Source organism: Paenibacillus sp. FSL F4-0087 (assembly GCF_038020215.1).
Taxonomy (GTDB): Bacteria; Bacillota; Bacilli; order Paenibacillales; family Paenibacillaceae; genus Paenibacillus; species Paenibacillus taichungensis.
In genome coordinates this window covers 6,448,858-6,474,338 of sequence record NZ_JBBODJ010000001.1, presented here as the reverse complement: position 1 = coordinate 6,474,338, position 25,481 = coordinate 6,448,858, and the positions used below count along the sequence as shown (strand labels likewise).

The window sequence follows — 25,481 nt, the reverse complement described above, 5'->3', positions numbered from 1 at the left end:
CAATAATTGGTAATAAAACGGAGGAGGATTCAAATGTCACCCAGAAACATTTTGAAGGACCAACAAATGAGAAAGGAACGCATTGAGCATATCTTAAATTCAGCCTTACAAACCATGGCTAAACGTGGGATAGATTCAACCAATATTAAAGATATCGCCAAGGAAGCAAAACTTAGCGTAGGCAATATTTATACCTACTTTACATCGAAGGACGAAATTTTCAGTGAGGTTCTGCGTCGAGGACAAACGATGTATGGGAGGACAATTGCACAGATAGCAGACATGGATATAGATCCTCGTGAAAAACTATTCGAGATTAGCAAAGGGTGGTTATCAAACGAGAGTAATTGGGCCTTCACCATCATGCTCCAAAGTATACGAACGAATCAGGCGGTCAGCACCGAAATAAAACAAGCTGCAACTCAGAGATTTACCGACAATCTGGAACCTTTGGCAGAGATTTTTCGCCAAGGACAGGAGAGAGGCGGCATCATACATGGAGATACTCGACAACTTGCATTTTATTTTGTAAGTCTGATTCAAGGTCTGACCTTGCAGCTCGCTCCAGGTTATGAAATACAAGTAGATATTGACCCGGAAAAAATTGTTCGTCTTTTTATGATACCAGAGAAGGAGGGTTTAACAAGCGATCTGTTCAAGAAAAACAATGATTTAAGTTACATAAATAAAAAAATGTTTGACAGGTAAGAATTGGTATTGATAATATATCGTATAACAAAACGAACCGAAATTCACTTTGTTGATTTGCAAACACTGAGATTTACACTGCACCGCTCTATATGCTGTGGGAATGGGTAAATCTCTTTTTTTGGCCTCAAAACCAAGTAAACATGTAAGTATTATTGATTAAATGCGAAAGGGTGTCTTTAATGTCTGGGGATATGCTTATGATCAGTGACCTGAACAAAACGTTTGTCGCCCCTGTAGGCGAAATCATTGCGTTAAACAACATTCAGCTCAACGTTCGAAAAGGTGAATTAGTAACCATCATTGGTCCAAGCGGATGCGGGAAAAGCACGTTGCTTAAAATTGTGGCTGGCTTAGATACGCAGTATACGGGAACCGTCTTGCTTAACGGTAAACCAATTGTCGGCCCCAGCATAGAGAAAGGATTCATTTTTCAGGAGCCCCGGCTATTCCCATGGTTAACGGTGGAGAAAAACATTGCAGCCAATCTCTCTCTTAGAGATATGAATGTCCGCCGCAAGGTAGAGGAACTAATTGATCTGGTCCGCTTAAAAGGGTTTGAAAAATCATATCCTCGCGAATTATCAGGTGGTATGGCTCAGCGCGTCGCCATTGCGAGAGCTTTGCTGCGTAATCCGGACGTATTGTTGCTGGATGAGCCGTTCGGAGCGCTCGACGCTTTTACTCGGTCTCATTTGCAGGAAGTGCTGCTTGATATTTGGCAACGTAATGGAACAACAATGCTGTTTGTAACCCACGATCTCGATGAAGCCGTCTTCCTAGGGGAACGAGTCGTCATTATGAATCCGCGTCCAGGTCATATTCGGAGTATTCTTTCGATTGATTTACCTTTTCCCCGAAAAAGATCAGGTAGTGCATTTCAGGAGATGCGAAGACTGGTATTAAATGAGTTCGAAAAAGTGGATGAGCCTTTATATGACGTGGGCGGCGGTATATAGCGTTATCCATAGACGAAGAAGGAAGTACAGCATATTAAAGGGAGAGTGGATTATATGAAAAAATCTCATCTGGTTCTTGTTATGGTACTCGCGTTGTCTTTATTGACAATGGCTTGTGCATCCAAGAGTTCAAATGAAAATGCAAGTGGTTCAGGTACGAGCCAAAATGTAACTGTCAAAATTGGGATTCAGGGAAGCGGTGGCTTGTTCGGTAAAGCACGCGAAGAAAAATGGTTTGAACAAGAATTTGAAAAAACAGGTGCCAAAGTGGAATGGATTGAGTTTCAGAGTGGACCGCCTATGACAGAGGCGATTGCTTCCAATAAGCTGGATATCGCCAGCCTGGGGAACATGCCTATTATCGCAGCACAAGCTGCGAATATTCCTTTTAAAATCGTATCGCAAGTTCTGGACGGAAAAAATAACGTTGCGATTATTGTACCTGCCGGTAGTACCGCCCAGTCACTTAGTGACCTGAAAGGCAAGAAGATTGCCGTGACAAAAGGAAGCAATGCATATAACTTTTTATACCGTGGTTTGGAGAAGTCCGGTCTGACGGATAAAGATTTTGAAATCATTCAGTTACAGCCTGATGAGACACAGTCTGCGTTTGAAACCGGCAGTGTCGATGCCTGGGCGACATGGGACCCTTACATTACACTCAATACCTTAACTGGAAAAGGAAAAGTGCTATCCGACGGAGAGCAGCTTGGCGTATTGTCCCCTTCGTTTACGATCGCGGGAACTGGTTTTGCAGAGGAGCATCCAGAGCTTGTGACTCTGTACTTGAAGGTAGTTAATAAAGCATTGAAGTGGGAAAGCGAGAATGAAACCGAAGCGATCGACAGATATGCAGCTGAACGTAGTGTACCTGCCAGTGTTATCAGTGAGACATTCGAACGTTCCCGCATGATTAACACACCAGTTAATGAAAATATTGTAGGAGAAATGCAGCAAACAGCGGATTTCCAATATAAAGTGAAGAACATTCGGAATCAGGTTGTTGTTAAAGCAATAACGGACAATCAATATATCGACGCAGCTCTCAAGGATCCACTGAAATAAACATAATGACCCCTATAGAAGAGAGGTGTTCACTACATGCAAATGCGTGCGGAAAAGGCGGTTATCCCGCCTTTAATTCAAAAGAAAAACTCGGTTAAGCGGCGAAAACTTTACTTAAGAGCTAGCAATATGGTACTAGGGCTTATCGTTCCGCTGTGTCTGTTAATCGCGTGGGAGGTAGCCGGGACTATGGGATATTTGAACCCCGTTCTGCTTCCAACGCCAAGCAGTATATGGAAAGAGCTCGTCAGCATGACGGAGACAGGTGAACTTGTAAGGCATTTGGGCATATCGACGTGGAGAGCTCTGCTTGGTTTTCTGATCGGAGGCGGTCTTGGTCTAACAATGGGCTTGTGGGTCGGGTTTTCTTACAAGACAGAGCGACTGCTGGACCCTTCCTTTCAAATGCTGCGGACGCTGCCTCACTTGGCCATTGCTCCCTTGTTTATTTTGTGGTTCGGTTTCGGTGAAACTTCAAAATTGCTGCTGATCGCTAAAGGCGCTTTCTTTCCGCTGTATGTTAATACTTTTCTGGGTATCCGATCCGTTGACAGCAAGCTTTTTGATGTAGGACAGGTGCTGCAATTCAGCAAATGGCAGATGATCACGAAGTTAATTCTTCCAGCATCTCTGCCGAATATCTTTCTGGGTATACGTTTATCCGTTAGTGTCGCCTGGTTGGGTCTGGTCGTTGCCGAATTGATGGGTTCTAGTGCAGGCTTGGGATACCTGATCAATGATGCTAGATCGTTCTCACTCACCACCGTAGTGTTTGTGGGAATTATTGTTTTTGCTGTCGTGGGCAAACTGTCAGATTCCATCATTAAGCTTCTGGAAGCGAGAGCACTACGGTGGCAAGACGGTTTTAAAGGAGAAGAAGCAAAATGAGCAAGCTGGAGATTGGTAAACAAACCGAACGAGCAGGAGACTGGCTGAGCAGAATTCCGGGTCGTCTTCACGGGTGGATTATTCCGTTGGCTATTCTCCTCATCTGGGAATTGGCCTCTGCCCTTCAGCTGGTTTCAGCGACCATGCTACCCGCTCCTTCCAAGATTGCAGAGCAGTTCATCCGTCTAATCTTGAACGGCGAGTTGCTGGAACATCTCGGGATCAGCTCCTATCGAGCGGGCCTGGGATTTCTGCTTGGAACAGCTGCCGGGCTCATGCTCGGCCTATCCACAGGGCTTGGGAAATTGGCGGAGCGCACACTTGACCCTTCATTACAGATGCTGCGGATGATCCCGCTTCTTTCCCTCATTCCATTATTCATTTTATGGTTTGGTGTAGGAGAGTTTTCAAAAATTCTAATGATCTCGCTAGGTGCGTTTTTTCCTGTATATGTGAATACATTTCTCGGTATACGAAACGTTGATATGAAGCTGATTGAAGTCTCCCGGATTTACGAGTATTCAAGATGGGAGTTACTCGGCAAACTCATTATTCCTGCGGCACTTCCCAATATTCTGCTTGGAGTCAGACTGTCTCTGGGCGCGGCGTGGCTAGTCCTTGTTGTGGCTGAAATGATGGGAACCAGCGCAGGTGTCGGCTACATGATACAGGATGCTCGTGCTTACTCGCAAACGGATATTGTATTTGTCGGTATTGTAGTCTTTGCGGTTGTAGGAAAGCTCTCGGATTCGACTGTCCGGCTCCTTGAAAACAGATGGCTTCGCTGGCGAGATACGTTCAAGGGGTAATCCGATAATTGAAACAAGAAGGGGAGATTTATATGGGGACGAGACAAGAGCAACTTCATCTAGGAGCATTCATTTATTATACAGGTCATCATCACTATGGCTGGCGGCGCTCGGATTCAGGAGCGGAACAGATTTTTGATTATAAGTTTTACAGGTCCATCGCACAGACGGCTGAACGAGGCAAGTTTGATATGATGTTTCTGGCTGATCTTCTCTACGTGATGGGCGCTGATCAATCGGCTGCAGGGATGCTGGACCCGCTAACGCTCCTGTCGGCCTTGGCTACGGATACAGAAAAGCTGGGTTTGACCGCCACCGTGTCGACTACCTATAACGAGCCATATAACGTAGCTCGAAAATTTGCCACATTGGACCATATCAGTGAAGGACGCGCAGGATGGAACATCGTGACATCCCAATTGGATGTTGAAGCAAATAACTATGGAAGAACAGAACATCCCGAGCATGGGCTTCGATATAAAATGGCCCGGGAATTTGTCGAAGTAGCCACCCTGCTCTGGGATAGCTGGGAAGATCAATCCTTAATTGTGGATCGGCAGGCTGGACTATTTGCGGACCCGTCTAAACTAAAGGAAGTTTCATATAAAGGGCAGTGGTATTCTACCCAAGGTACAATCAATGTTCCTCGTTCCCCGCAAGGATATCCTGTACTCATCCAAGCCGGATCATCCGAACCGGGACAGGATTTTGCAGCCAACTATGGTGAAGTGATTTTCACGGCCCAACAGTCTCTGAATGCTGCGAAAGAGTTCTATAATAACGTCAAATCCAAACTCGCTCTATATGGACGCGAACAAGGCAGCATGAAAATAATGCCTGGTTTATCACCGATTTTGGGTAAGACGGAGCAGGAAGCTCAGCGGAAATATCAAGAACTACAGGAGTTAATCCCTCCGGCGGCTGCAGTTGGTATGTTATCCGGTATGCTTAAGTTTGACCTTTCGGAGTATCCTGTTGAAGGCCAGTTGCCTGATATTCCAGATCCCGTAGAAGCTTCCAATGGCATGAAAAGCCGGGTACAGCTGATTATGGACATGGCTCGAAAAGATAAGTTATCCATTCTTGAGCTGGGTCGGAGGCTGATAGGGGCAAGAGGGCATATGCAGTTTGTTGGGACCTATGAACAACTGGCTGATTTGATGCAACAATGGTTTGAAGAATATGGTTGCGACGGATTTAACATCATGCCACCCGTTTTGCCGGGAGATTTGAATGAATTTGTGGATTATGTGGTTCCGATTCTTCAAGCGCGGGGACTCTTCCGTACGGATTATACGGGCAGCACGCTTCGTGATCATCTTGGGCTGGATCGCCCGGGTATAAGTCATTTTCAAAAAGAGAAGACGTTAGATAAGACCTCCATAACAATATGAGCATACCCGTTTTAGTCTGATTTTCAATTAATGGTCTTCCTAAAGAAGAAAGAGAAAAGAAGTCGCCTATTGGCGGCTTTTTTCGTTTGGGACGATATAAGTTCTTGTTCCCAGATAAAAAAATTCAAAAAATTCATCTTCTTTAAAACTATTTTCGACTCTCAGCTGTCTAACATGCGAAACAACATACAAAGTAAGCTTTATTAAAAATGCGGCAATAATCAAAATATACAGTCGCAATGGGGGTGGACAAACTGAGCAAGGAAAGTACAGCACTAACTGAACAGCAGTTCAGTGATCGTCTGGAGGCATGTAAAGAAAAGCTTTATCGCTTCGCGTTCTCTTATGTGAAAAATGAACAGGAAGCATTGGAAATCATATCTGAGGCCTCTTATAAAGGTTTTCTATCTTATGAAAAAGTGAAAACTCCTGATTATTTTGAAACCTGGATGACCCGAATCGTCATCAACTGCTCTCTGGATCACATCAGACGAAAGAAGAAATACACGTATATGGAAGACAGTACAATACCGTTTGCAGCCGAAGAGAGTTCCATGGGGCTTGAAGAACAATGGGATTTATACGAAGCACTTGATCATCTGCATCCCGAAGATAGGGCATTTATCGTTTTGAAATTTTTCCAGGATCAGCGATTCAAGGATATGGCGGAGGTATTGTCCCTGCCGGAAAGCACGGTGAAGACCAGGTTCTATAAGATCTTAAACAAACTCAAAAAACATCTGACCAAGGAAGAGGTTGATTTTACATGACAGGAAAAGAACGATATGAACAGATCAATATTCCATCCGGCCTTTCCGGAGTTATTCAGCAAGCCCGTCAGCGCGCACGAAACCAAAAGCGAAGAAAAATGATGATCTGGCGTAGCTCCTCCCTGGTTGCTGCCTGTGCTGCGGTGATGATAACAGCTAACGTTCCAGGTGTAGCCAAGGCATTATCCGATGTACCTGTTATAGGTTCTGTCGTCAAAATTTTGCAAGTTGGTGGTGGCGGGGAGCGCACAGATGGGGTTTCGGTTACAACGACCAAAGAATCGGATACACTAAACATTCATTTTCAGATCGATGGTGAACAGATCACCTCTGCTCCATCGTATACTGTGGATTACAAAGAAGGGCCGAATCGTCTGATCTTCACCTTCAATGGGGTACGTCATCTGGATTATGACAAGTTGGAGAAGGATATTAAAGCACTTAAGAATGTAAAAGATGTCTATCAAAATATCATTTTGGATGATTCTGCGATTGGCTTTGTGGTTGAACTGAAGGATGATGTGGATTATTCCGTGTCAGAGTATCAGCAGCCTGGATATATTCAGTTGAAGCTTTTTTCCGACGGGAAGAAAACGCAATCGCATGAGCTTTTCTTTGTCCGTAGCGAAGACATGGAGCAGGGTGAATCACTGGCCATGTTGGCTGAACAATATTCAGCCGATGGCAGCAGCGTTGTGCAGACCAAAAATGGAAAATTCACCGTCGTTATGGGTGCCTTCGATAACCGTGCAGATGCAGAGAAACACCTGAAAGAATTTACTGACCGGGAGGACTACAGTGAACCACTGCATGTCGACAGTTGGATGAGTAATGAAAATCCGCAATAATGAAAGAGGCCTGCCTTAGCGCAGGCTTCTTCTTGTAGACTTTATTATCGAAGTTCATTTCCGTTATCTTTTACGAGTCGCCCTTTTGGCGACTTTTTTTGTTGTAACTATGAGAAGTGTAAATTTGTAATCTTACATCGTTGTCAGTTTTGTGTAAGTTTGATCGATAGGAGCTGAAGTGGCCTTAATATACACTTAAATCAATTCAACGCACTACATTCACACCTTTAGGAGGCCAAACAATGAAAAGTGCATATGCGGATCTACTGAAAATAGGAAGTAAAAACAAGTCATCTATTCAGTTGAGGAGATCCCTCGAATGTACCGAGATACTTGGGCTGAAATAGATTTAACGCAAATTCGCGAGAATATCATAGAGATCCGCAAATTTCTACCCCGTTCGACCAAATTAATGGCCGTTGTTAAAGCAAATGCATACGGGCATGGAGATATCGAGACAGCCAAAGAAGCAGTAGAGGCAGGCGCGGATTATTTAGCGTGTGCCTTCATTGAAGAAGCCATTCGCATTAGAAATGCCGGCTTACACCAACCGATTCTTATTTTGACTCCGATTCGTCCCGAACTTGTACCTCTGGCTCTTGAACATGATTTGATGCTTACCGTTACACAGGCGTCATGGTTTCATGAGATGAGAAAATACAAGCCTATTCATACCCCACATAAGTTATCTTTGCATGTGAAAATGGATACTGGACTTGGGCGAATAGGTATACGCACGCAAGAAGAGTGGCTTGAAATGGTTCCTTGGCTCAGAGCACCAGATGTAGTAGTAGACGGGTTCTATACTCACTTTGCGACTGCAGGTGAGGCAGACAACCGTTATCTACAGCTTCAGATTCAACGCTTCCTGGAAATGAAAGAATGGAGCAGTATATCACGGATTCCGATCAATCATTATCACTGTGCGGGAAGTGTAGCAGCACTTCGATTCCCGGAATTGTGCATGGATATGGCTCGAATAGGAGCTGCAATCTATGGCTTTTATCCTGAAAAACTAGTACCTAACATCCAACTAAAGCCGGCATTCAGTATGCACAGTAGATTATTGCAAACGAAAAAATTAAAAGAAGGCGAATATGTGGGGTACAACAATGCTTATCAAACAGACTCAGATCAATGGATCGGAACAGTACCTATCGGCTATGCCGATGGATGGTCGCAGAGAATGCAAAATTCGGAGGTGTTGGTGGAAGGGGTTCGTGCAGAAATTATAGGAAAAATCTCCATGGATCAATTGATGGTCAAGCTTCCGATGTATTTTCCGGAAGGATCAAAGGTGACCTTCATTGGCTATTCAGGTGAGCAGGAAATTCCGATTCAGGAGCTGGCCAATCATATCGGTGGTGTCTCTCAAGAAATAACGAGTTCCATCACGGACAGAGTGTTACGAATTTATAAAGAAGGTGGGGAAGTTCATCATGAAATCACGGGAAGTCGTACAAAAACATATTGAAATCAGCGTAAGTAACGAAGAACGGTTTCAAGGACACTTAGTGTTAATCAATGATCAAAACCCAATCAGAAGACAAGTACAAGTCCATCAACTAGAGTCATTGGATTCATTGCCTTCAATAAAGAAGTTAAATAAGAAGATGCTTCTGGAGAAGCAGTGTTTCAATCAATTTCATGCTCTGCTTAAAGCTTGTGGGGGGACGGATGATATTGTCGCTGTCAGCGCATATCGAACAAAAGAAGATCAAGTCCAGATCTATCAAGATTGTTTGATTGAACAGGGTTCGGAATATACTTCCAAATACGTAGCCTTGCCTGACCATAGTGAACACCAAACGGGGTTGGCTATCGATGTGGGTAAATTGAAATCGAATATCGATTTTATTGCTCCTTCCTTTCCGGATACGGGCATTTACAAGTCCTTCAGACAACAAGCCATACAATTCGGTTTTATCCTTCGATATAAACAAGAAAAAGAATCAATCACGCGTATTGCTTATGAGCCATGGCATTTTAGATATGTAGGATATCCCCATTCCAAAATCATGGAAGAGAACAATCTATGTTTAGAGGAGTATATCGATTTTGTACAGCAGTATCGGTACCCTGGAGAGCAGCTTACGATTAAAGAAAAGGACATGACAATCCAGATATATTACGTTCCCGCGGATAAAGGGACATCTAGCCATATCCCGATCTTGAGTTGTGATTCTTATCGGATATCAGGAACGAATCGTGAAGGATTCATTGTTACGACATTCTCTAAAAATTAACTTATAGCAATAAGGATGATTTAGACATATCACATTTTAGGAGGATTTTACGATGCAGAAGAAGTCGATTGCGGTATTGTTTGGCGGATGTTCAGGTGAGTATAACGTATCTTTGAGCTCAGCCGCTTCAGTGATTGAAAATTTGGATACCGAAAAATACAATCTTGTATTAATTGGAATTACACAGCAAGGCTCTTGGCTCCGATATAGTGGAACGGTTGAAGATATTCGCAATGATCGGTGGCATTTGCATCCGAGTTGTATCCCATCCTTTTTCTCGCCGAGTAGAGAAGTCAGAGGACTCATTGAGCTTGTGCATACAGAATATCATGTAACACCGATTGATGTTGTGTTTCCAGTGCTTCACGGCAAATACGGTGAGGATGGAACCCTGCAAGGATTATTGGAACTGTCGGGTATACCGTTTGTTGGATGTGGCATGTTATCCTCTGCGTTATGTATGGACAAGGAACTGGCTCATAAACTGGTGCAGGCAGCAGGCATAGATACGCCGTGTTCCCTTACAATACATAGGAGTGAACGGATGGAAGATGTGTTATCAGAAACAGAAGCACTGGGCTTCCCACTCTTTGTTAAGCCGGCTAGATCAGGATCGTCATTAGGCATATCGAAGGTGAACAATAGGCAAGAGTTGATTACCGGAATTGAACACGCCTTCATACACGACAGCAAAGTAGTCATTGAGCAAAATATTAACGGTTTTGAAGTGGGTTGTGCTGTATTGGGCAATTCTGATCCCATCATCGGCATGATTGATGAGATTGAACTACAAGGCCACTTTTTTGACTTCTCGGAAAAGTACTCCTTGATCAGTTCGAAGATTCACTTGCCAGCCCGCATTGATGAAGACACTGCAACGAAGGTTAAGGAGAGCGCTCTGACTATTTATAAAACGCTTGGATGCAGAGGGTTTGCCCGAGTAGATATGTTCCTGACCGCTGACGGAAGAATTGTGTTCAATGAAGTCAACACGATACCTGGTTTCACATCGAATTCCCGCTATCCCAACATGCTCCAAGCTAGTGACATGACTTATGCAAATATTCTTAACCAGCTCATCGAGCTCGCCATTGATGAGAACTGAGAGCGTGGCTTAACTCGATGAGGAAAATCAAAAAAAGATCGGATTCAACAGCGGGGGAAAGACATCGACGGTTTACAGTGTAGTGAAGAGTGGAATGATTGTTATGATCCCTTTTATGGATGAAAAGCCATGTGAAAGAACTTGGGAATAGAGAAGATCAACTCATGGTAGGCGGAGAAAGCGCTGGAGGAGGACTTACCGCCACACTTACTCTTTACGCCAGGGATAAGGGAGAAGTGAACATTGCATTTCAAATGCCGCCAGCATCCTATGATCGATGACAGAATCCGCTAAGGTCAATAATGCCCCCATTTGGAACTCTGCTTATAATGATATTAAAAGGCGGACATTCCATAGCATAGGAATGTCCGCCTTTTATAAAAGAATTCTTGAATTATTTATCTATTCAACTTAAACTGTTGCTGCAACGTGCTTTTCACGAGCAATCTTGGTTGCATCAACCATGTTGCGCAAGGAAGCAACGGTTTCTTCGAGTCCACGAGTTTTGAGACCGCAATCCGGATTAATCCAGAACAATTTAGGGTCCAATACACGCAAGGCGCGTTCAATCATGCTCGTCATTTCATCCACACTTGGAACACGTGGGCTATGGATATCGTATACGCCAAGTCCAATGCCCAGTTTATAAGTGTTCAACTCAAAGCTGTGAATCAGTTCACCGTGACTGCGGGATGTCTCGATCGAAATAACATCGGCATCCATCGCTTCGATGGAATCGATCATGTCATGGAATTCGCAATAGCACATATGTGTGTGAATTTGAGTCGTGTCTTGAACCGTGCAAGTGGAAATACGGAAAGCTTTGACAGCCCAAGCCAGATAATCGGCTTGCTCGTTTTCCTTCAACGGCAGTCCTTCGCGAACCGCAGGCTCGTCGACCTGGATCATGCCAATACCTGCTTGCTCCAACGCTTCGACTTCTTGTCTCAGTGCATACGCCAATTGATATGCGATATGCTCGCGCGGGATGTCTTCACGCACAAATGACCAGTTCATGATAGTGATCGGTCCAGTAAGCATACCTTTTACAGGACGTTGTGTCTGGGACTGTGCATATTTGGTTTCTTCAACGGTCATTTCTCCAGTAAATGCAACGTCTCCGAAAATAATTGGTGGTTTGACGCAACGGGAACCGTATGATTGTACCCAGCCAAATTGTGTGAAGGCAAACCCAGCAAGTTTTTCGCCAAAGAACTCTACCATGTCGGTACGCTCAAACTCACCATGTACGAGAACATCGATCTCGATCTCTTCCTGAATTTTGATCCAGATATCAATCTGATCCCGGATGAACGCAGCATACTGCTCATTGTTCAACTCACCCTTACGCCACAATTGACGTGCTTTACGCACTTCTGCGGATTGTGGGAAGCTGCCGATAGTCGTTGTCGGGAAAAGTGGCAATTTCCATTTGTCTTGCTGCGCGATATGACGCTCGGCAAACGGTCGGGAACGTTCCGGCTGTTGAACGCTGAGTGTTGCCACGGCTTCTTGAACAGCAACACGATTGCGCTCTTCGGATTGCTGGAGAGCCTGGATCGTACGATCGGAATTTTCAATTTCAGCGATGATTTCAGCGTTTCTTGAAGACAATGCTTTCGTCAACAGAACGATTTCGTCCAACTTTTCATCTGCAAATGCCAGAGCATTTTTCAGTTCGGATGTGAGTTTAGTTTCACGCTCTGTCGTTACCGGAACATGAAGCAAGCTGCATGAGGATTGCACGATTAAACGTTCAGGTGTTACGAGTTCAGCCAGTTCATCCAACAGCTTCAGTTTTCCTGGCAAAGAGGCTTTCCAGATCCCGCGGCCGTCAATAACCCCAGCACCCAAAACTTTATCCGCTGGGAAACCTGATGCTTTAATGGATTGAATGTTACCGGTAGCGCCGTGAACAAAATCAAGTCCGATACCTTGAACCGGTAGGGCAACAATGTTGCTATAGTTCTCTACGGATTCAAAGTAGGTTTGCAGCATAATGTTCAGACCTGGTACAGCAGCTGCAAATGTCTCATAAATTTTGTTCAGCAGCTCTAGGTCAGCGTCACTTGTTTTGGTAACGAGGATGGGCTCGTCAATCTGTACCCACTGAACTCCTTCATTTGCAAGCTCTTGAAGCACTTGTACATAGAGCGGAAGCAAGCGGTCCAGCCAAGCGTTTGTTTCGGACTTATCATATCCTTTGGATAGTTTCAGGAAGGTTAACGGTCCAACAAGAACCGGTTTGCCTTCAATACCGAGCTTCTCTTTAGCTTCGCGATAAGCAATAAGTGGTTTATTTTCCGTAAGGGCAGGGGAAGCACCGTCCAGTTCAGGTACGATATAGTGATAGTTCGTGTTAAACCATTTTGTCATTTCACTTGCTGCTGCATCTTTTGTTCCCCGAGCAATTCCGTAATAGACTGACAAAGGTACAGCGCCACCGTCATATGCAAACCGTTTTGGAACAATGCCGAACATAACGGCAGTATCCAGAATGTGATCATAATAACTGAAGTCATTAACAGGAATAAAATCGATACCTTTTTCTTGCTGCTTGCGCAGGTGATCTAAACGAATCTCCTGCAATTTTGCTTGAAAATCTGTTTCTTCGAGCTTACCTGACCAGAATGCCTCCAAGGCTTTCTTCCATTCCCGATCCGCACCAATTCGTGGATATCCCAATACACTGCTTTTTGCCATGACGTAAAACTCCTCTACAATATGTTACCAAAAAGTTATCACATATCCGGAGTTATAATGTAATTCCATTAAGTTATATCTAGCTATAGCCTATGGCTATACCCGCAGGGTCGAGAAGACCGCTGTTGGATTCAAACTGGGTTAATCGATCGTTTTAGTATATAATGACGTTTGATTCAGGAAGGGAGAGGTATTCGATGATACGTGGAATAGAGGCATTCACAGGTTCAAGGCATTTCCGATTGAATGAGGTTGCTGAGGGTGTATTTGCTGCGATTGCAGTTCCCGGTACAGGTTCATTGGGCAATGCCACAATCATTGATTTAGGCGATGCAACGCTAGTTGTGGACACATTCACGACGGTGCAGGCAGCAGAGGATTTGCAGACAGCGGCTGAGTACCTCACGGGAAGAAAGGCTTCTTATGTAATCAACACACATTGGCATAGTGACCACACATGTGGCAATCAAGTATTTGTCCCTGCAGCTCAGATTATTTCCACATCGATTACTCGCGAAATTATGGATACTTTTGTTAGGAACAGAATAACGCAGCAGTTGGCAAAACCAGAAGCGATATATGATGCTATAGACGAACTCGATGAAAAAATACAACGAGAGACAAACGAAAAGTTAAGGCAGGAAATGCAATGGGATAATGCCAGTGATCGTGAATATATGAAGATGCTCCCCGATCTAGTATATTCATTACCGAACTTAACTTTTGATCAGCACATGACTATTCACGGCAGTAAGCGCAGTGTTGAACTTATTACTTTTGGCGGAGGTCATACCCAGAGCGATGCCCTGGTCTTTATTCCGAAAGACAGAATTGCCATAATGGGGGATCTGGTGTTATCTAAACATCATCCGGTTCTCATGTATGCCAATCCTCAGCAATGGCTGGATATTTTGAACAAAGTCGAACAGCTGGATATAGAAATCATCGTACCGGGGCATGGAGAAGTGTGCTCATTAAATGCATTGCATGAAGTCAAAGCCTACATAACGGATCTATTGGAAATCGTGACCGACGCTGCTCAAAGAAACGAAAACTTGGACGAAATCACTGTACCATCAGCCTATCAGGACTGGTTCTTTACTACGTATTTCAAGTCCAATGTGCAAAGCATCTATGAATGGATCGAGAAAAGTGGTAAAAGTAGAACCGATCAAAGGCAGCCAAACGATTGAATGTCATGCTCGTTCAACATTTCTATTTATCTCGGAGAATTCGTAAAGTTGATAGACTCATAATAGGGGCTTCTTAACAAATGTTGAGAAGCTTTTTTGTTTGTCCGACCGTTTTTTTTAAGCTCGATTAGAAGGGACAGCTATACTTGATGCATAATAATGATAACTAGATCATGATTGAACTGGAAAATGTGGAAAGGGTGATTCAATGGGTGTACCTACTTTTCTTGAAACAGGTCATATGACAGAGGGTCTTCCAATCCGGGTGATTCATACCGAGAATCAGTTTAATTTTGCCGCCCACTGGCATGAAGAGGTGGAAATGGTAGTGGTGGATGGAATGAACGGAAGAATAGGCGTGAACAACCATGTGTATGAGCTGAAACAAGGAGATGTGTTGCTTATCAAACCAGGGGATGTTCACTGTTTCTTGCCGGGAACCAATCATCTTACCATTATCCAGTTTCGATTGGAGTTGCTGACGGGAAGTTTCATAACGGATAACGAAGCACAGAATCTACGAGAGCTTTTCAATAAAACGGTGGTCATTCCGTCAAACATCAGTAACGAAAAAAATCTGGGGAAGTATATAGATGCTTTAGCGAATGAAGAGAAGGATCAACAGGCAGGGTATCGCTGGTTAATGGTTGCCAGATTATATGACCTTATTGTTCATATGCTGCGCACAAATGCACCGATTACAGATAAATTAACTTCAGGATGGCCATGTTCCTCTTCCAAAAAATTTGAATTTCTTGAATCGGTCTGTGAATACCTGGAAGAGCACTATGCAGAACCCATTAAACTCGATCAGGTCGCGGAGCACATTAAATTCAGCAAGTTTCACGTATGTAAACTGTTTAAAGAGATCAAAGGAATCACTTTGATGGAATACCTGAACCATTTTCGAATCATCAAATCGGAATGGGCATTATTGTTTCGTGAAGAATCCATTCTGGATATTGCCATTGGTCATGGGTTCAACAATGTGAACTCATATAACCGTCTTTTTAAAAAATATAATGACTGCACTCCTTCTGAATTTCGTAAGAAGCACCGTACAAATATCACAACATATGAAGGATAATTCACAATATTTGAAGAGAAAGCCTTCTCCAAAATCCATATACTCTAATAAATTGTAAGCGTTTCCTTTTTGAAGGAGGGGGCCCATGAAGAAGTTTAAGCTTAAATATATCTCCATGATTGCACTCGTAAGCGCAGTGATAATGGTGTCTGGCTGCCAACCAAGTGGAGCCAACCAGTCCAAGCAGGAGGAGATCACCGTCTGGAGTTTTACGGATGAAGCAGGTTATGCGATTGAGAAATTCGAGGAGAAATATCCGGACATTAAAGTGAACTTTGTCAATATTCCGGGCAATTTCTACATCACCAAGCTTAAGTCTGCACTACAGACAACGTCCAAGGCTCCGGATGTGTTTATGATCGAGAATGCAAATATAAGAGAGCTGATTGATGTGCCGTACTTGGAGAATTTATCTGAGGCACCGTATAACGCCAATGAACTAATTACAGAGCAATATGCTTTTGTGCAAGCTAATGAGAAGGATAGCGAAGGAAATGTTAGAGCGATCGGTTATCAGGGAACGCCTGGAGGCATTTATTATCGGAGAGATCTGGCCAAAGAATATCTAGGAACGGACGATCCGGAGAAGGTAGCGCCGCAAATTGATACATGGGAGAAGATATTCGAGATTGGAGAAAGGGTAGAGCAGAAAAGTGGAAATAAAGTTCATGCCCTTGCCAACTGGAATGCAATATCTAATTCATTTGATGGTATCCCATGGGTTAAGGATGGGAAGTTAGTCATCGATCCCACCTATATGAAGGTGCTTGACCTTGTTCGTGAAGCACGTCAGCGGCATGTGCTTGCAGAGTTGGATGATGGTAGTGCCGGATATGCGGCTTCAATGCAAAAAGGTCAGGTGATGTTCTATCCAGGAGCAACCTGGGCCTTGCAATACACCTTTAAGGCGAACGCTCCGGATACCGAAGGATTGTGGGGTCTCGCGCCGGGGCCATCCGCTTTTAGTGCCGGAGGAACTTATATTGCGATGTATAGCAAAAGTGAAAAAAAGGATATAGCCTGGAAGTTTATTGAGTTTTATAACTTTGATCATGATTTTCTGTCTGGGCTTGCGACGGAACAGGACTATTTTACAAGCAATATGGTCGTGAATGATCAGCTTGCAGGCTCCGTATCTTCAGCGTATTTGGGCGGGCAGAAGCATTTTGAGTTTTTCTCGGAAGCAGCGAAGCAGGTTCCTGTATATGAGCGAACCAAATATGACTCAATCATTAACAATGATATCTTCAAAAATGTACTCCAGTTGTATCTCAATAACGACATTCAGACCAAAGAAGAAGCCGTAAAACGAATCAATCGTGATGTCAAATTGAGATTTCCGGAGCTGGAAGTGGATTAGCTTAGAAGTAAGCAAATGCCTTTTAATCATCCGATGACTGGGGGTACAAAACATGTTTGCCAAGTCAATCCGCAAAGACCATTACGGATACTATTTCATTGCTCCGTTTTTCATTCTTTTCGCCATTTTTGGGCTATACCCTATTCTGTATTCTCTCTATATCAGCTTCACCAACTTTGATGGAATTACTACGCCGGACTTCGTCGGAATGGGTAACTATATTGCGGTTCTGCAAGATCCTTTGTTCTACAAGACGTTATTTAATACCCTTTTTATCTGGGGTGTCTCTGTAGTCCCACAACTAACCGTTTCGCTTGTACTCGCCTTTATTCTCAACGACAAGTTGCTTAAGGGAAGAGATATTTTCAGAGCGGTTTATTTCTTTCCCAATATCGTTACGGCAGCATCATTGGGTCTACTTGTGAGTCTGATCTTTGATTGGCAATCCGGCGGTTTGAATCATTTTCTGGTTCAAGTTGGACTCATCGATGATCCGATTAACTGGAAAAATGATCCTTGGTTTATGCGACTGATCGTTTCATCCATTCTGTTCTTTCAATACTTTGGTTACTCCATGGTCATCTATCTGGCAGGCCTTCAGGGTATTGATCCGTCACTGCAGGAAGCTGCTCAAATGGATGGGGCGAAAAAGAAACATATTTTCATTCATATCATCGTTCCAATGCTGCGTCCAATCATTCTGTTTCAGATGATCACATCCATTATTGGGGGCATTCAGATTTTCGATCAGCCGTTTACATTGACGAATGGAACGGGTGGTCCGGATCGTGCAGCCATGACGAGTATTATGTATCTGTATAATGTGGCATTCCAAAGTACACGTTTTGGTTATGGAGCGGCCATTGCATTCTGTCTGTTCATCATTATTATCCTGCTATCGGTCGTATCCTTCATGATGACGAAGCGCAAGAGCCGTGCATAGGGAGGGGGAAATGAAATGCCAACCGTCAAACCAGTCGAACAACAAAAAGTTACTCTACAGCAATACGATACTGTGAGGCGTCTGACACTGGGCAAAGTCATTATTTATCTGTGTTTGATTAGCCTAGCCGTGCTCTGTATCATTCCATTTTATCTCATGCTCATCTATTCCACACATAACAATGCAACGATTGCATCGACATTTACGTTTCTGCCCGGCCCCTTCTTGCTGGATAATTATACGAACATGGCTTCCAAAATCAATATCTGGCGCGGGTTTGCCAACAGCTTTTTCATTGCCGGAACGTCTACGGTGTTATCCTTGTATATTGGTTCCCTAACGGCATATGGCTTCGCCAAGTTCAAATTCAAAGGACGTAACTGGCTATTCCTGTTCTTGCTTGCAACCATGATGGTGCCTGGGCAGCTTGCACTGATCGGGATGTATCGTCTGTTCAGTACGTTAGGTTTGCTGGACAGCTATGCAGCGATCATTTTGCCGGCAGCGGCGAATGCATTTAATGTATTTTTTATCAAACAATTTATGGAGAGCAGCATTCCAGACGAGATTATTGAATCTGCACGTGTAGATGGTGCAGGGGAGTTCCGCACGTTCAATCAGATTGTCTTGCCCATTCTGGGCCCAGCCATATCGGCGCTTGGCATATTCACCTTTATCGGTTCGTGGAATAATTTTCTCACACCGCTGGTCCTGTTTTTCTCGCTGGATAAATATCCGCTTCCGGTACTCGTTGCACTGGTACAAGGATATTATGGAATGGATTACGGACTGTTATATTTGGGTGTTGCGATCTCGATCTTGCCTATTATCATTGTTTTTGCGATATTCTCCAGACAAATTATAGGCAGTGTTGCCTTGGGTGCGGTTAAAGGATAACATGTGTACGGAACTAGTCGCCTTCTTGGCGGCTTTTTTGTTGTTTACAAGTTATGCCTATTGCAAAAGTGGCGGAATACCATTTTGAAAGCCTTTCCAAAAATCTATGATATACTACGATATGACTGGCATACCATGGAAAAAAGATATTCCACTTATCGTTTTCTTCACTTTCACTTGCAAAGGAGATGTCATGATGTTTAATGTTCTTGTTGTTGACGATGAGAGCGTTCAAAGAGAAGGCATTAAGGATTTGATCTCTCACTACGGCTTTCCCTTTCAAGTATTGGAAGCTGAGAACGGGATGAGCGCAGAGCGAATCCTGGTTCAGAACGCGATTGATATCCTTATCACCGACGTCAAAATGCCGCTTATGGACGGACTGGAGCTTAGCAAACAAGCCAGGAAAACGCAGCAGAACATAAAGATTGTCATCTGCAGCGGTTATGATGAATTTGAATATGCCCGCAGTGCGATTCGGCTGGGTGTAGTTAATTATTTGCTCAAGCCACTGGTCAGGGAAGAGTTCTTACAGGTGATGGAAGATATTACGCAGATCCGTGCATATGGCGGAGGTCCCGAACCGGATTCAGTGGAATCGAAGGTCATTCAACAGGTGAAGGATTATGTAAAGGATAACCATCAGAGAGATATTTCATTGTCCGAGGCAGCCCACGATGTTTATCTATCTCCAGGGTATTTGAGCATTTTGTTTAAAAAAGAGACCGGGGAAAACTTCTCGAAATATTTGACCGATTACCGTTTGCGGCGTGCAAGCCATCTGCTGGCTCATTCGAATATGAAAATCAATGATATTGCAGGGGCCGTTGGCATAGACAATCATTCTTATTTTGCCAAGCTGTTCAGAAACAGATTCGGTGTCAGTCCGTTACAGTTCAGAGAGTGCGGGGTGCTTCATGATCGGATGGATCAAGAGCAAATTCAATGATATCAAGTTCCGAAACAAGCTGCTGCTGTCGCATTTGGTGATCGCACTCATTCCGATTCTTCTGCTGGGGTTGCTCTCCTTCATTCAATCTTACCGAATTCAAATGAAGGAGTTGCGGAGTGAAGCAGAAGCGAGTCTGGAACAGGTGTCTAACATTATGGATTATAAGATTAATCGGTACAACACGTTAAGTGAGTTCATGGTGCTGAATCGGGATTTATCGCAAATATTTACGAAAGACTACGAAGAAAATTATTATAATATGTACCTGGATTTCCGGGATATCCTGGAGCCGTTGATCTCGAACATCCGGCTGATGGATGATGATATTGAAGACATTACCTTTTATACGTCCGGGGATTTATTGGGAATCCGCAATAATATTTTGCCAATTGGGGATCTCAAGAGCAAGTCCTGGTATGACGGATTTCGAGGCAGGCGCTGGATTGTGGATGGGGAGAAGCTTTATCTCGTTCAGGAATTGATCAGCAATCCGAAAGACAGCAATTTTATGGTGATCTCCATTCAGCATGATAGCATCTTTGCAGACCTGGACAATCTGTCGGAACATGTAGCCGTTTATATTGAGGATGCGAAGCAGCATGTGATCTTTCAGGAAAACCATGAGCATGTTGCTGCGGCCGCAGGTTTGAAAGTTGAGGAGTCTGGTGATTTGAGTCTTAGCCGCTCACTCGCCAACAACGGCTGGACCATTCACTATAATCTGCTGAATACCAATGCGTACGCCAATGCAATTAGTATTTTTCAAATTACGCTGTTTGTCATCATCCTCAGCCTGATTATTACCTTCTTGCTCATTTATGTTATTTCTAATAACTTTACGCAAAGAATTATCCATATCAAGAACAAAGTGGACAAGGTTGAGCGGAACAATCTGGATGTGATTATCCGAAGTTCATCCAGGGATGAATTTGGTGAGCTGACTAACGGTATTGGTAAAATGCTGACAAGGATCAACAGCCTGATCTCCCAGGTGTATCACGCCGAAATTGCCAAGAAGGAAAGTGAATATAACAAGTTGATTAGTCAGATCAACCCTCACTTCCTGTATAATACACTTTCATTTATACGCTGGAGGGCCGAGAAAAGGGCGGATATAGAAACGAGTTATATGGTATCTGCATTAGCCCGTTTCTATAGGACAACACTTAACCAGGGGAAGAATATGGCCACCATTGCGGCTGAGGTGCAGCATATTAAGGCATATTTGGATTTGCAGCTCATCATGAACGATGGCCGATTTGATGTGGATTATCATATCGATGACGATGTACTACATACAGAGGTGATTCATTTTATTTTGCAGCCGATTGTAGAAAATGCCATCAAGCATGGTTTTGTGGAGGCAGCTGCGTCCGATTGTCACATTCACATAGTGGTTGGCCGGGTGGAAGAGGGGATTAAATTAACCGTTCGTGATAACGGTGTTGGCATGACGCCTATACAGACAGCAGGTTTGTTAACAGGAGAGAACGGCGGGTGTGGTGTCCGAAATGTTAATGACCGAATCAAGCTGTATTATGGTGTGGATTACGGGCTTGTTATTCATAGTGAACCGGGCAGCGGAACGGAAGTGTCAATCGTACTTCCTGCCACATGATTGCGTGTAATTATATTAAAAACATAGCGCTAGTACTGAAGCGGTTGCTGTTGCGACCGCTTATTTGTTACTGTTTATAAAATTTAAACACAGAGAAATAAAGTAAATTGGAGGTCATAAAAAAAGTGTTACATATCCGAAAAATGTGGCATATACGCCAATTTTGAAAACGCATACAATTTGGTTATCAAAAGCAAATCAGATAAAGGGGATGACAGGATGAAGAAGCGCACTAAGATGGCTACGCTACTGATTGGAAGCATGATGATGGCTGTAATCAGTGGCTGTACAGGGGGCAATAACGAGAGTGCACAACCGCAAATTTCACAACAGGACTATGAACCTTATGGTAAATATGAGACACCCGTGGAATTTACGATTGGCCGAAATACCAATCATGTGAACAATCTGCCTGCCGGCGATACTATTGAAAACAATCTGGCTACACGCTATGTAGAAGACCGGGTGAACGTCAAGGCCAAGGTAGCTTGGGAAACAGATGATATGGATCAGAAGCTATCACTCTCGATGACGACAGGTGACTTGCCGGATGTAATGCTTGTCAGCCGTGAAATATTTAATCAACTGGTGGATAACGATCTCATTGCCGATATGACAGAGGTTTACGAGAAGACAGCATCCGAGGGTGTTAAAAATATTTATGGTTCCTACGGAGATTTGCTACTGAATCAGGTGAAGGTGGACGGAAAAATCATGGGTCTGCCTATGACGAATATCGGAAACCAGCACCAATTGCTGTGGGTCCGGAAGGACTGGGTGGATAAAGTAGGCGCGAAGCTCCCGGAATCCGTCGAGGATGTATGGAATCTCGCGAGAACGTTTGTGGAGAAGGATGTTTCGGGAACAGGAAAAACGGTAGGTATGGTCATGGATTCCAATGCGATGAACTTTACGCCGATCTTTGCTGCACACGGTGCCTTTCCGATGAACTGGATTCAGAAAGACGGTCAGGTTGAATACGGATCTGTTCAACCCGAAGTGAAGCAAGCGCTGACAGAGCTGAGCGCCATGTATAAAGAAGGTTTGATTGATAAACAGTTTGCTGTCCGGTCGAACGAAGAGAAGGAAGCCCTAGTTATCAACGGACAGGCAGGGATGGTATTTAATCCATGGTGGATCGGCTACACCAACTACAAGGATTCCATTAAGCAAGATTCTGAAGCAGTCTGGGTTGCCGTATCCGCACCAGTAGATGAGAATGGCAAGTTCAAGACGATCAGGCAAGATCCGGTGGGGGGCGGCATCGTCGTTGTGAAGAAGGACTTTGCGCATCCTGAAGCGATCATGAAATCAGTTAATTTAACAACGGATTTTCTGTACTCCTTAACGGAAGACGCAATCAATTACAAGAAAGAGCATCCCGACGAGTTGCTGACCGATGCAAGCCGCTGGAACAATGATCCTACCCAGATTCCGATGCAAGTCGATTATGATGATGTACTCAAGCGTTATTACGATGATCTGATCAAAGCAGATGAGGCAGGTGATGCTTCTGCTGTTCAGGAAGACCGAGTCGTTTCTTTCAAGGCCTATCAGGAATTCAAAGAGAAAGGAAATGCAATTGATGCAAATACCTACGGTGAATACCTCTCCCGGATCGAAGGGCAGCGTGAGGCGAACAATCCGAACCTGGAAGTGATCCCCGCAGGCTTTTATGGAACAACTGAGACGATGAAGCTGAAGTGGGCGAATCTGCAGAAGCTAGAAGAGGAGACCATGCTTAAGATCATTATGGGGGAAGCGCCTGTAAATGAATTCGATAAGTTTGTCGACACTTGGAAACGTACGGGTGGCGATGAGATTACAGAAGAAGTTAACGAGATGAGCAAAAGATGACGATTGCGTGAGCTTAGGTGCGGAAGCCTGATCGTGGACTTTGGCACGGGCTTTCGCCGATAAATCCTGTCCAATTAGGCACATGATGGAGGTGGAAAGGACGATGGCTCAGATGGAAACAACCGTTAGTCAAGAGCGGGAAGTGCGTTACGGGAGGAAAAAGAAACGTAAAACTTTTGATGAAATGACATATCATTTTATGCTGCTGCCTGGCATGATCATGCTGTTCATTTTCTCAATTGTACCGATGTTCGGGGTTGTGATGGCATTCCAAAAGTTCATTCCTGCCAAAGGAATATTCGGGTCCAAATGGGCAGGGCTATCCAATTTCACGTATATGTTTCAACTCCCGGACGCGAAGCAGATTTTCATTAATACATTGGTCATCGCAGTTGGAAAGATTGCTCTAGGGTTGATTGTACCTATCGTATTCGCTCTGCTGTTAAATGAGGTGCGTCTGAAAGTATTCAAGAGTACGATTCAAACCATCGTCTATTTGCCGCATTTTATGTCCTGGGTGGTTCTGGGCACGATGCTGACCATGATCTTTTCCTTCGATGGCATGGTGAACAACTTCCTTGAGTTTCTAGGCTTGGAGCGAATTATGTTCTTGGCGAGCAATGACTGGTTCAGGCCGCTGCTCATTGTGACGGACACGTGGAAGGAATTTGGCTACGGGACGATAGTCTATCTGGCTGCATTAACGGCAATTAATCCTGCATTGTACGAATCTGCCGCAATGGACGGCGCAAGTCGCTGGAAACAGACGCTGAATATCACGCTGCCGGGTATGTTCCCGACGATTATCCTGCTGGGTACGCTGAGTCTTGGTAATGTACTGAATGCGGGTTTTGATCAGGTGTTTAACCTGTATAATCCGCTGGTATATGAAACGGGCGATATTATAGATACTTTTGTGTACCGTATGGGTCTGATCAACATGCAATATTCATTTGCAACAGCGATTGGACTGATGAAATCGGTGATCAGCTTTGTTCTGATCGTGATTTCCTACAGACTGGCTTCGAGGTATGCGGGGTACAGAATTTTCTAGGAGGGTTAGCATGATTCAATCCAAATCGCTCGGCTCCAGGCTATCCCGCCTGTTGATTATGTTTGCGTTAATTCTGATTACGTTCATGTCCTTGGCGCCGATTGTCAATACCATTATGGTGTCTGTCAGCAGTAGTACGGCTGTTAATGCAGGTCGGGTCTATTTTTTTCCAGTGGAGCTGAATTTCTCATCGTATGGCCAGATTCTGAATGATACGAAGTTTTGGAAGGCCTTTGTCATCTCGGTCGAGCGGGTGGTGCTTGGAGGAGCAATCAATATGTTTTTGACCATTCTCATGGCCTATCCGTTGTCACGAAGCGTCACACAATTCAGATCGAGAAACACATATATATGGATTATTGTGTTTACAATGCTGTTCAGCGGCGGAATCGTACCCTGGTATATGGTCATCAGCAAGTTGGGGTTGATCAACAGCATTTGGGCGCTAGTTTTGCCGGGGGCAGTTCCTGTCTTTAATGTAATTCTCCTCATGAACTTCTTCAAGGGAATTCCAAAGGAACTGGAAGAGGCCGCATTCATTGACGGTGCCAGTCCGCTTAAAATTTTGCTCAAAATCTTCATCCCCATTTCCATGCCGAGTCTGGCAACCATCATGCTGTTTGTCATTGTCGGGCACTGGAACAATTTCTTTGACGGGATCATTCTGATTAACGACAGCTCCAAAATCCCGCTCCAAACCTATCTGCAGCAGCTCAGCCTCACACGGGATCAGATGCAGAATCTTTCAGTCGAACAGCTGCAGCAGTTCAATAAAATCTCCAATACAACGTTGAATTCTGCCAAAATTCTGGTATCCATGATTCCCATTCTGCTGATTTATCCTTTTCTGCAACGTTATCTAATCCACGGAATCGTACTCGGAGCCGTAAAAGAATAGTTCTGATTATCAGTATCATTAGCCGTTCTGTCTGAGAAATGTGGAAGGGGGTGAAGGAACGCAACGTCGTCAGGTACAGGCATGTACTGAGCTGGAGCAAGGGATTGACACTGCTTTACAAGTGAAC

23 protein-coding genes are annotated in these 25,481 nt (G+C 44.1%); 22 read left to right on the top strand and 1 reads right to left on the bottom strand.

What is annotated here, in order from left to right; genetic code table 11:
• Positions 1-33 precede the first annotated feature (33 nt).
• The 12 genes from MHB84_RS29335 (at position 34) to MHB84_RS29280 (ending at position 11,073) form a co-directional block, all read left to right on the top strand.
• Positions 34-708 (top strand): TetR/AcrR family transcriptional regulator, encoded by a 675-nt coding sequence (locus MHB84_RS29335; protein WP_076288477.1) that lies wholly within the window; start codon positions 34-36, stop codon positions 706-708.
• Between the two features lie 182 nt (positions 709-890).
• Positions 891-1,667 carry an ABC transporter ATP-binding protein gene (locus tag MHB84_RS29330; RefSeq protein WP_076288478.1) on the top strand — a complete coding sequence of 259 codons (777 nt, stop codon included), beginning with the start codon at positions 891-893 and terminating at the stop codon, positions 1,665-1,667.
• Between the two features lie 54 nt (positions 1,668-1,721).
• Entirely contained in the window at positions 1,722-2,732 is a 1,011-nt protein-coding gene (locus MHB84_RS29325) for an aliphatic sulfonate ABC transporter substrate-binding protein (RefSeq protein ID WP_076288479.1), read from the top strand.
• A gap of 42 nt (positions 2,733-2,774) precedes the next feature.
• Positions 2,775-3,620, top strand: coding sequence for an ABC transporter permease (locus MHB84_RS29320; protein ID WP_076288882.1), 846 nt, complete (start codon positions 2,775-2,777; stop codon positions 3,618-3,620).
• Positions 3,617-4,429, top strand: a complete 813-nt coding sequence (locus MHB84_RS29315) for an ABC transporter permease (RefSeq protein WP_076288480.1) — start codon at positions 3,617-3,619, stop codon at positions 4,427-4,429. The genes MHB84_RS29320 and MHB84_RS29315 overlap by 4 nt, the downstream gene beginning before the upstream one ends.
• A gap of 32 nt (positions 4,430-4,461) precedes the next feature.
• Positions 4,462-5,823, top strand: a complete 1,362-nt coding sequence (locus tag MHB84_RS29310) for an LLM class flavin-dependent oxidoreductase (RefSeq protein WP_076288481.1) — start codon at positions 4,462-4,464, stop codon at positions 5,821-5,823.
• Positions 5,824-6,062: 239 nt separating this feature from the next.
• The gene (locus tag MHB84_RS29305) at positions 6,063-6,593 is read left to right on the top strand and encodes a sigma-70 family RNA polymerase sigma factor (protein WP_179087141.1); all 531 of its coding nucleotides are present in this window, start codon (positions 6,063-6,065) and stop codon (positions 6,591-6,593) included.
• Positions 6,590-7,441 (top strand): hypothetical protein, encoded by an 852-nt coding sequence (locus tag MHB84_RS29300; protein ID WP_076288482.1) that lies wholly within the window; start codon positions 6,590-6,592, stop codon positions 7,439-7,441. Before MHB84_RS29305 ends, MHB84_RS29300 begins: the two co-directional genes overlap by 4 nt.
• A gap of 319 nt (positions 7,442-7,760) precedes the next feature.
• Complete coding sequence (alr, locus tag MHB84_RS29295) at positions 7,761-8,915, top strand: alanine racemase (RefSeq protein WP_076288483.1); 1,155 nt, start codon at positions 7,761-7,763, stop codon at positions 8,913-8,915.
• Positions 8,881-9,687 carry a D-alanyl-D-alanine carboxypeptidase family protein gene (locus tag MHB84_RS29290; protein ID WP_076288484.1) on the top strand — a complete coding sequence of 269 codons (807 nt, stop codon included), beginning with the start codon at positions 8,881-8,883 and terminating at the stop codon, positions 9,685-9,687. Before alr ends, MHB84_RS29290 begins: the two co-directional genes overlap by 35 nt.
• Positions 9,688-9,739: 52 nt before the next feature.
• Positions 9,740-10,792: a D-alanine--D-serine ligase VanG gene (gene vanG, locus MHB84_RS29285; protein WP_076288485.1), complete on the top strand. Its 1,053-nt coding sequence runs from the start codon at positions 9,740-9,742 to the stop codon at positions 10,790-10,792.
• Between the two features lie 119 nt (positions 10,793-10,911).
• Positions 10,912-11,073, top strand: coding sequence for an alpha/beta hydrolase (locus MHB84_RS29280; RefSeq protein ID WP_326101752.1), 162 nt, complete (start codon positions 10,912-10,914; stop codon positions 11,071-11,073).
• A 130-nt stretch (positions 11,074-11,203) separates the two neighbouring features.
• Here the strand turns inward: MHB84_RS29280 and metE are convergent, their stop codons facing one another.
• Positions 11,204-13,495 (bottom strand): 5-methyltetrahydropteroyltriglutamate--homocysteine S-methyltransferase, encoded by a 2,292-nt coding sequence (gene metE, locus MHB84_RS29275; protein ID WP_076288486.1) that lies wholly within the window; start codon positions 13,493-13,495, stop codon positions 11,204-11,206.
• Positions 13,496-13,692: 197 nt separating this feature from the next.
• On the opposite strand from metE, the gene MHB84_RS29270 reads away from it, so the two are divergent.
• The 10 genes from MHB84_RS29270 (at position 13,693) to MHB84_RS29225 (ending at position 25,354) form a co-directional block, all read left to right on the top strand.
• Positions 13,693-14,688, top strand: coding sequence for an MBL fold metallo-hydrolase (locus MHB84_RS29270; RefSeq protein WP_076288487.1), 996 nt, complete (start codon positions 13,693-13,695; stop codon positions 14,686-14,688).
• A 208-nt stretch (positions 14,689-14,896) separates the two neighbouring features.
• A complete protein-coding gene (locus MHB84_RS29265; protein WP_076288488.1) occupies positions 14,897-15,775 on the top strand; it encodes an AraC family transcriptional regulator in 879 nt (292 codons plus the stop codon).
• Between the two features lie 85 nt (positions 15,776-15,860).
• The gene (locus MHB84_RS29260; RefSeq protein WP_076288489.1) at positions 15,861-17,135 is read left to right on the top strand and encodes an ABC transporter substrate-binding protein; all 1,275 of its coding nucleotides are present in this window, start codon (positions 15,861-15,863) and stop codon (positions 17,133-17,135) included.
• Positions 17,136-17,187: 52 nt separating this feature from the next.
• Positions 17,188-18,078: a carbohydrate ABC transporter permease gene (locus tag MHB84_RS29255; RefSeq protein ID WP_076288490.1), complete on the top strand. Its 891-nt coding sequence runs from the start codon at positions 17,188-17,190 to the stop codon at positions 18,076-18,078.
• 15 nt (positions 18,079-18,093) lie between these two features.
• Positions 18,094-18,975: a carbohydrate ABC transporter permease gene (locus MHB84_RS29250; RefSeq protein WP_064638483.1), complete on the top strand. Its 882-nt coding sequence runs from the start codon at positions 18,094-18,096 to the stop codon at positions 18,973-18,975.
• Positions 18,976-19,171: 196 nt separating this feature from the next.
• The gene (locus tag MHB84_RS29245; RefSeq protein WP_256716775.1) at positions 19,172-19,924 is read left to right on the top strand and encodes a response regulator transcription factor; all 753 of its coding nucleotides are present in this window, start codon (positions 19,172-19,174) and stop codon (positions 19,922-19,924) included.
• A complete protein-coding gene (locus MHB84_RS29240; protein ID WP_076288492.1) occupies positions 19,893-21,545 on the top strand; it encodes a sensor histidine kinase in 1,653 nt (550 codons plus the stop codon). The genes MHB84_RS29245 and MHB84_RS29240 overlap by 32 nt, the downstream gene beginning before the upstream one ends.
• Before the next feature lie 219 nt (positions 21,546-21,764).
• A complete protein-coding gene (locus MHB84_RS29235; RefSeq protein ID WP_076288493.1) occupies positions 21,765-23,402 on the top strand; it encodes an extracellular solute-binding protein in 1,638 nt (545 codons plus the stop codon).
• 103 nt (positions 23,403-23,505) lie between these two features.
• Positions 23,506-24,456: an ABC transporter permease gene (locus MHB84_RS29230; RefSeq protein WP_411836161.1), complete on the top strand. Its 951-nt coding sequence runs from the start codon at positions 23,506-23,508 to the stop codon at positions 24,454-24,456.
• A gap of 10 nt (positions 24,457-24,466) precedes the next feature.
• Positions 24,467-25,354, top strand: a complete 888-nt coding sequence (locus MHB84_RS29225) for a carbohydrate ABC transporter permease (protein WP_076288494.1) — start codon at positions 24,467-24,469, stop codon at positions 25,352-25,354.
• The last annotated feature ends 127 nt before the right edge of the window (positions 25,355-25,481 follow it).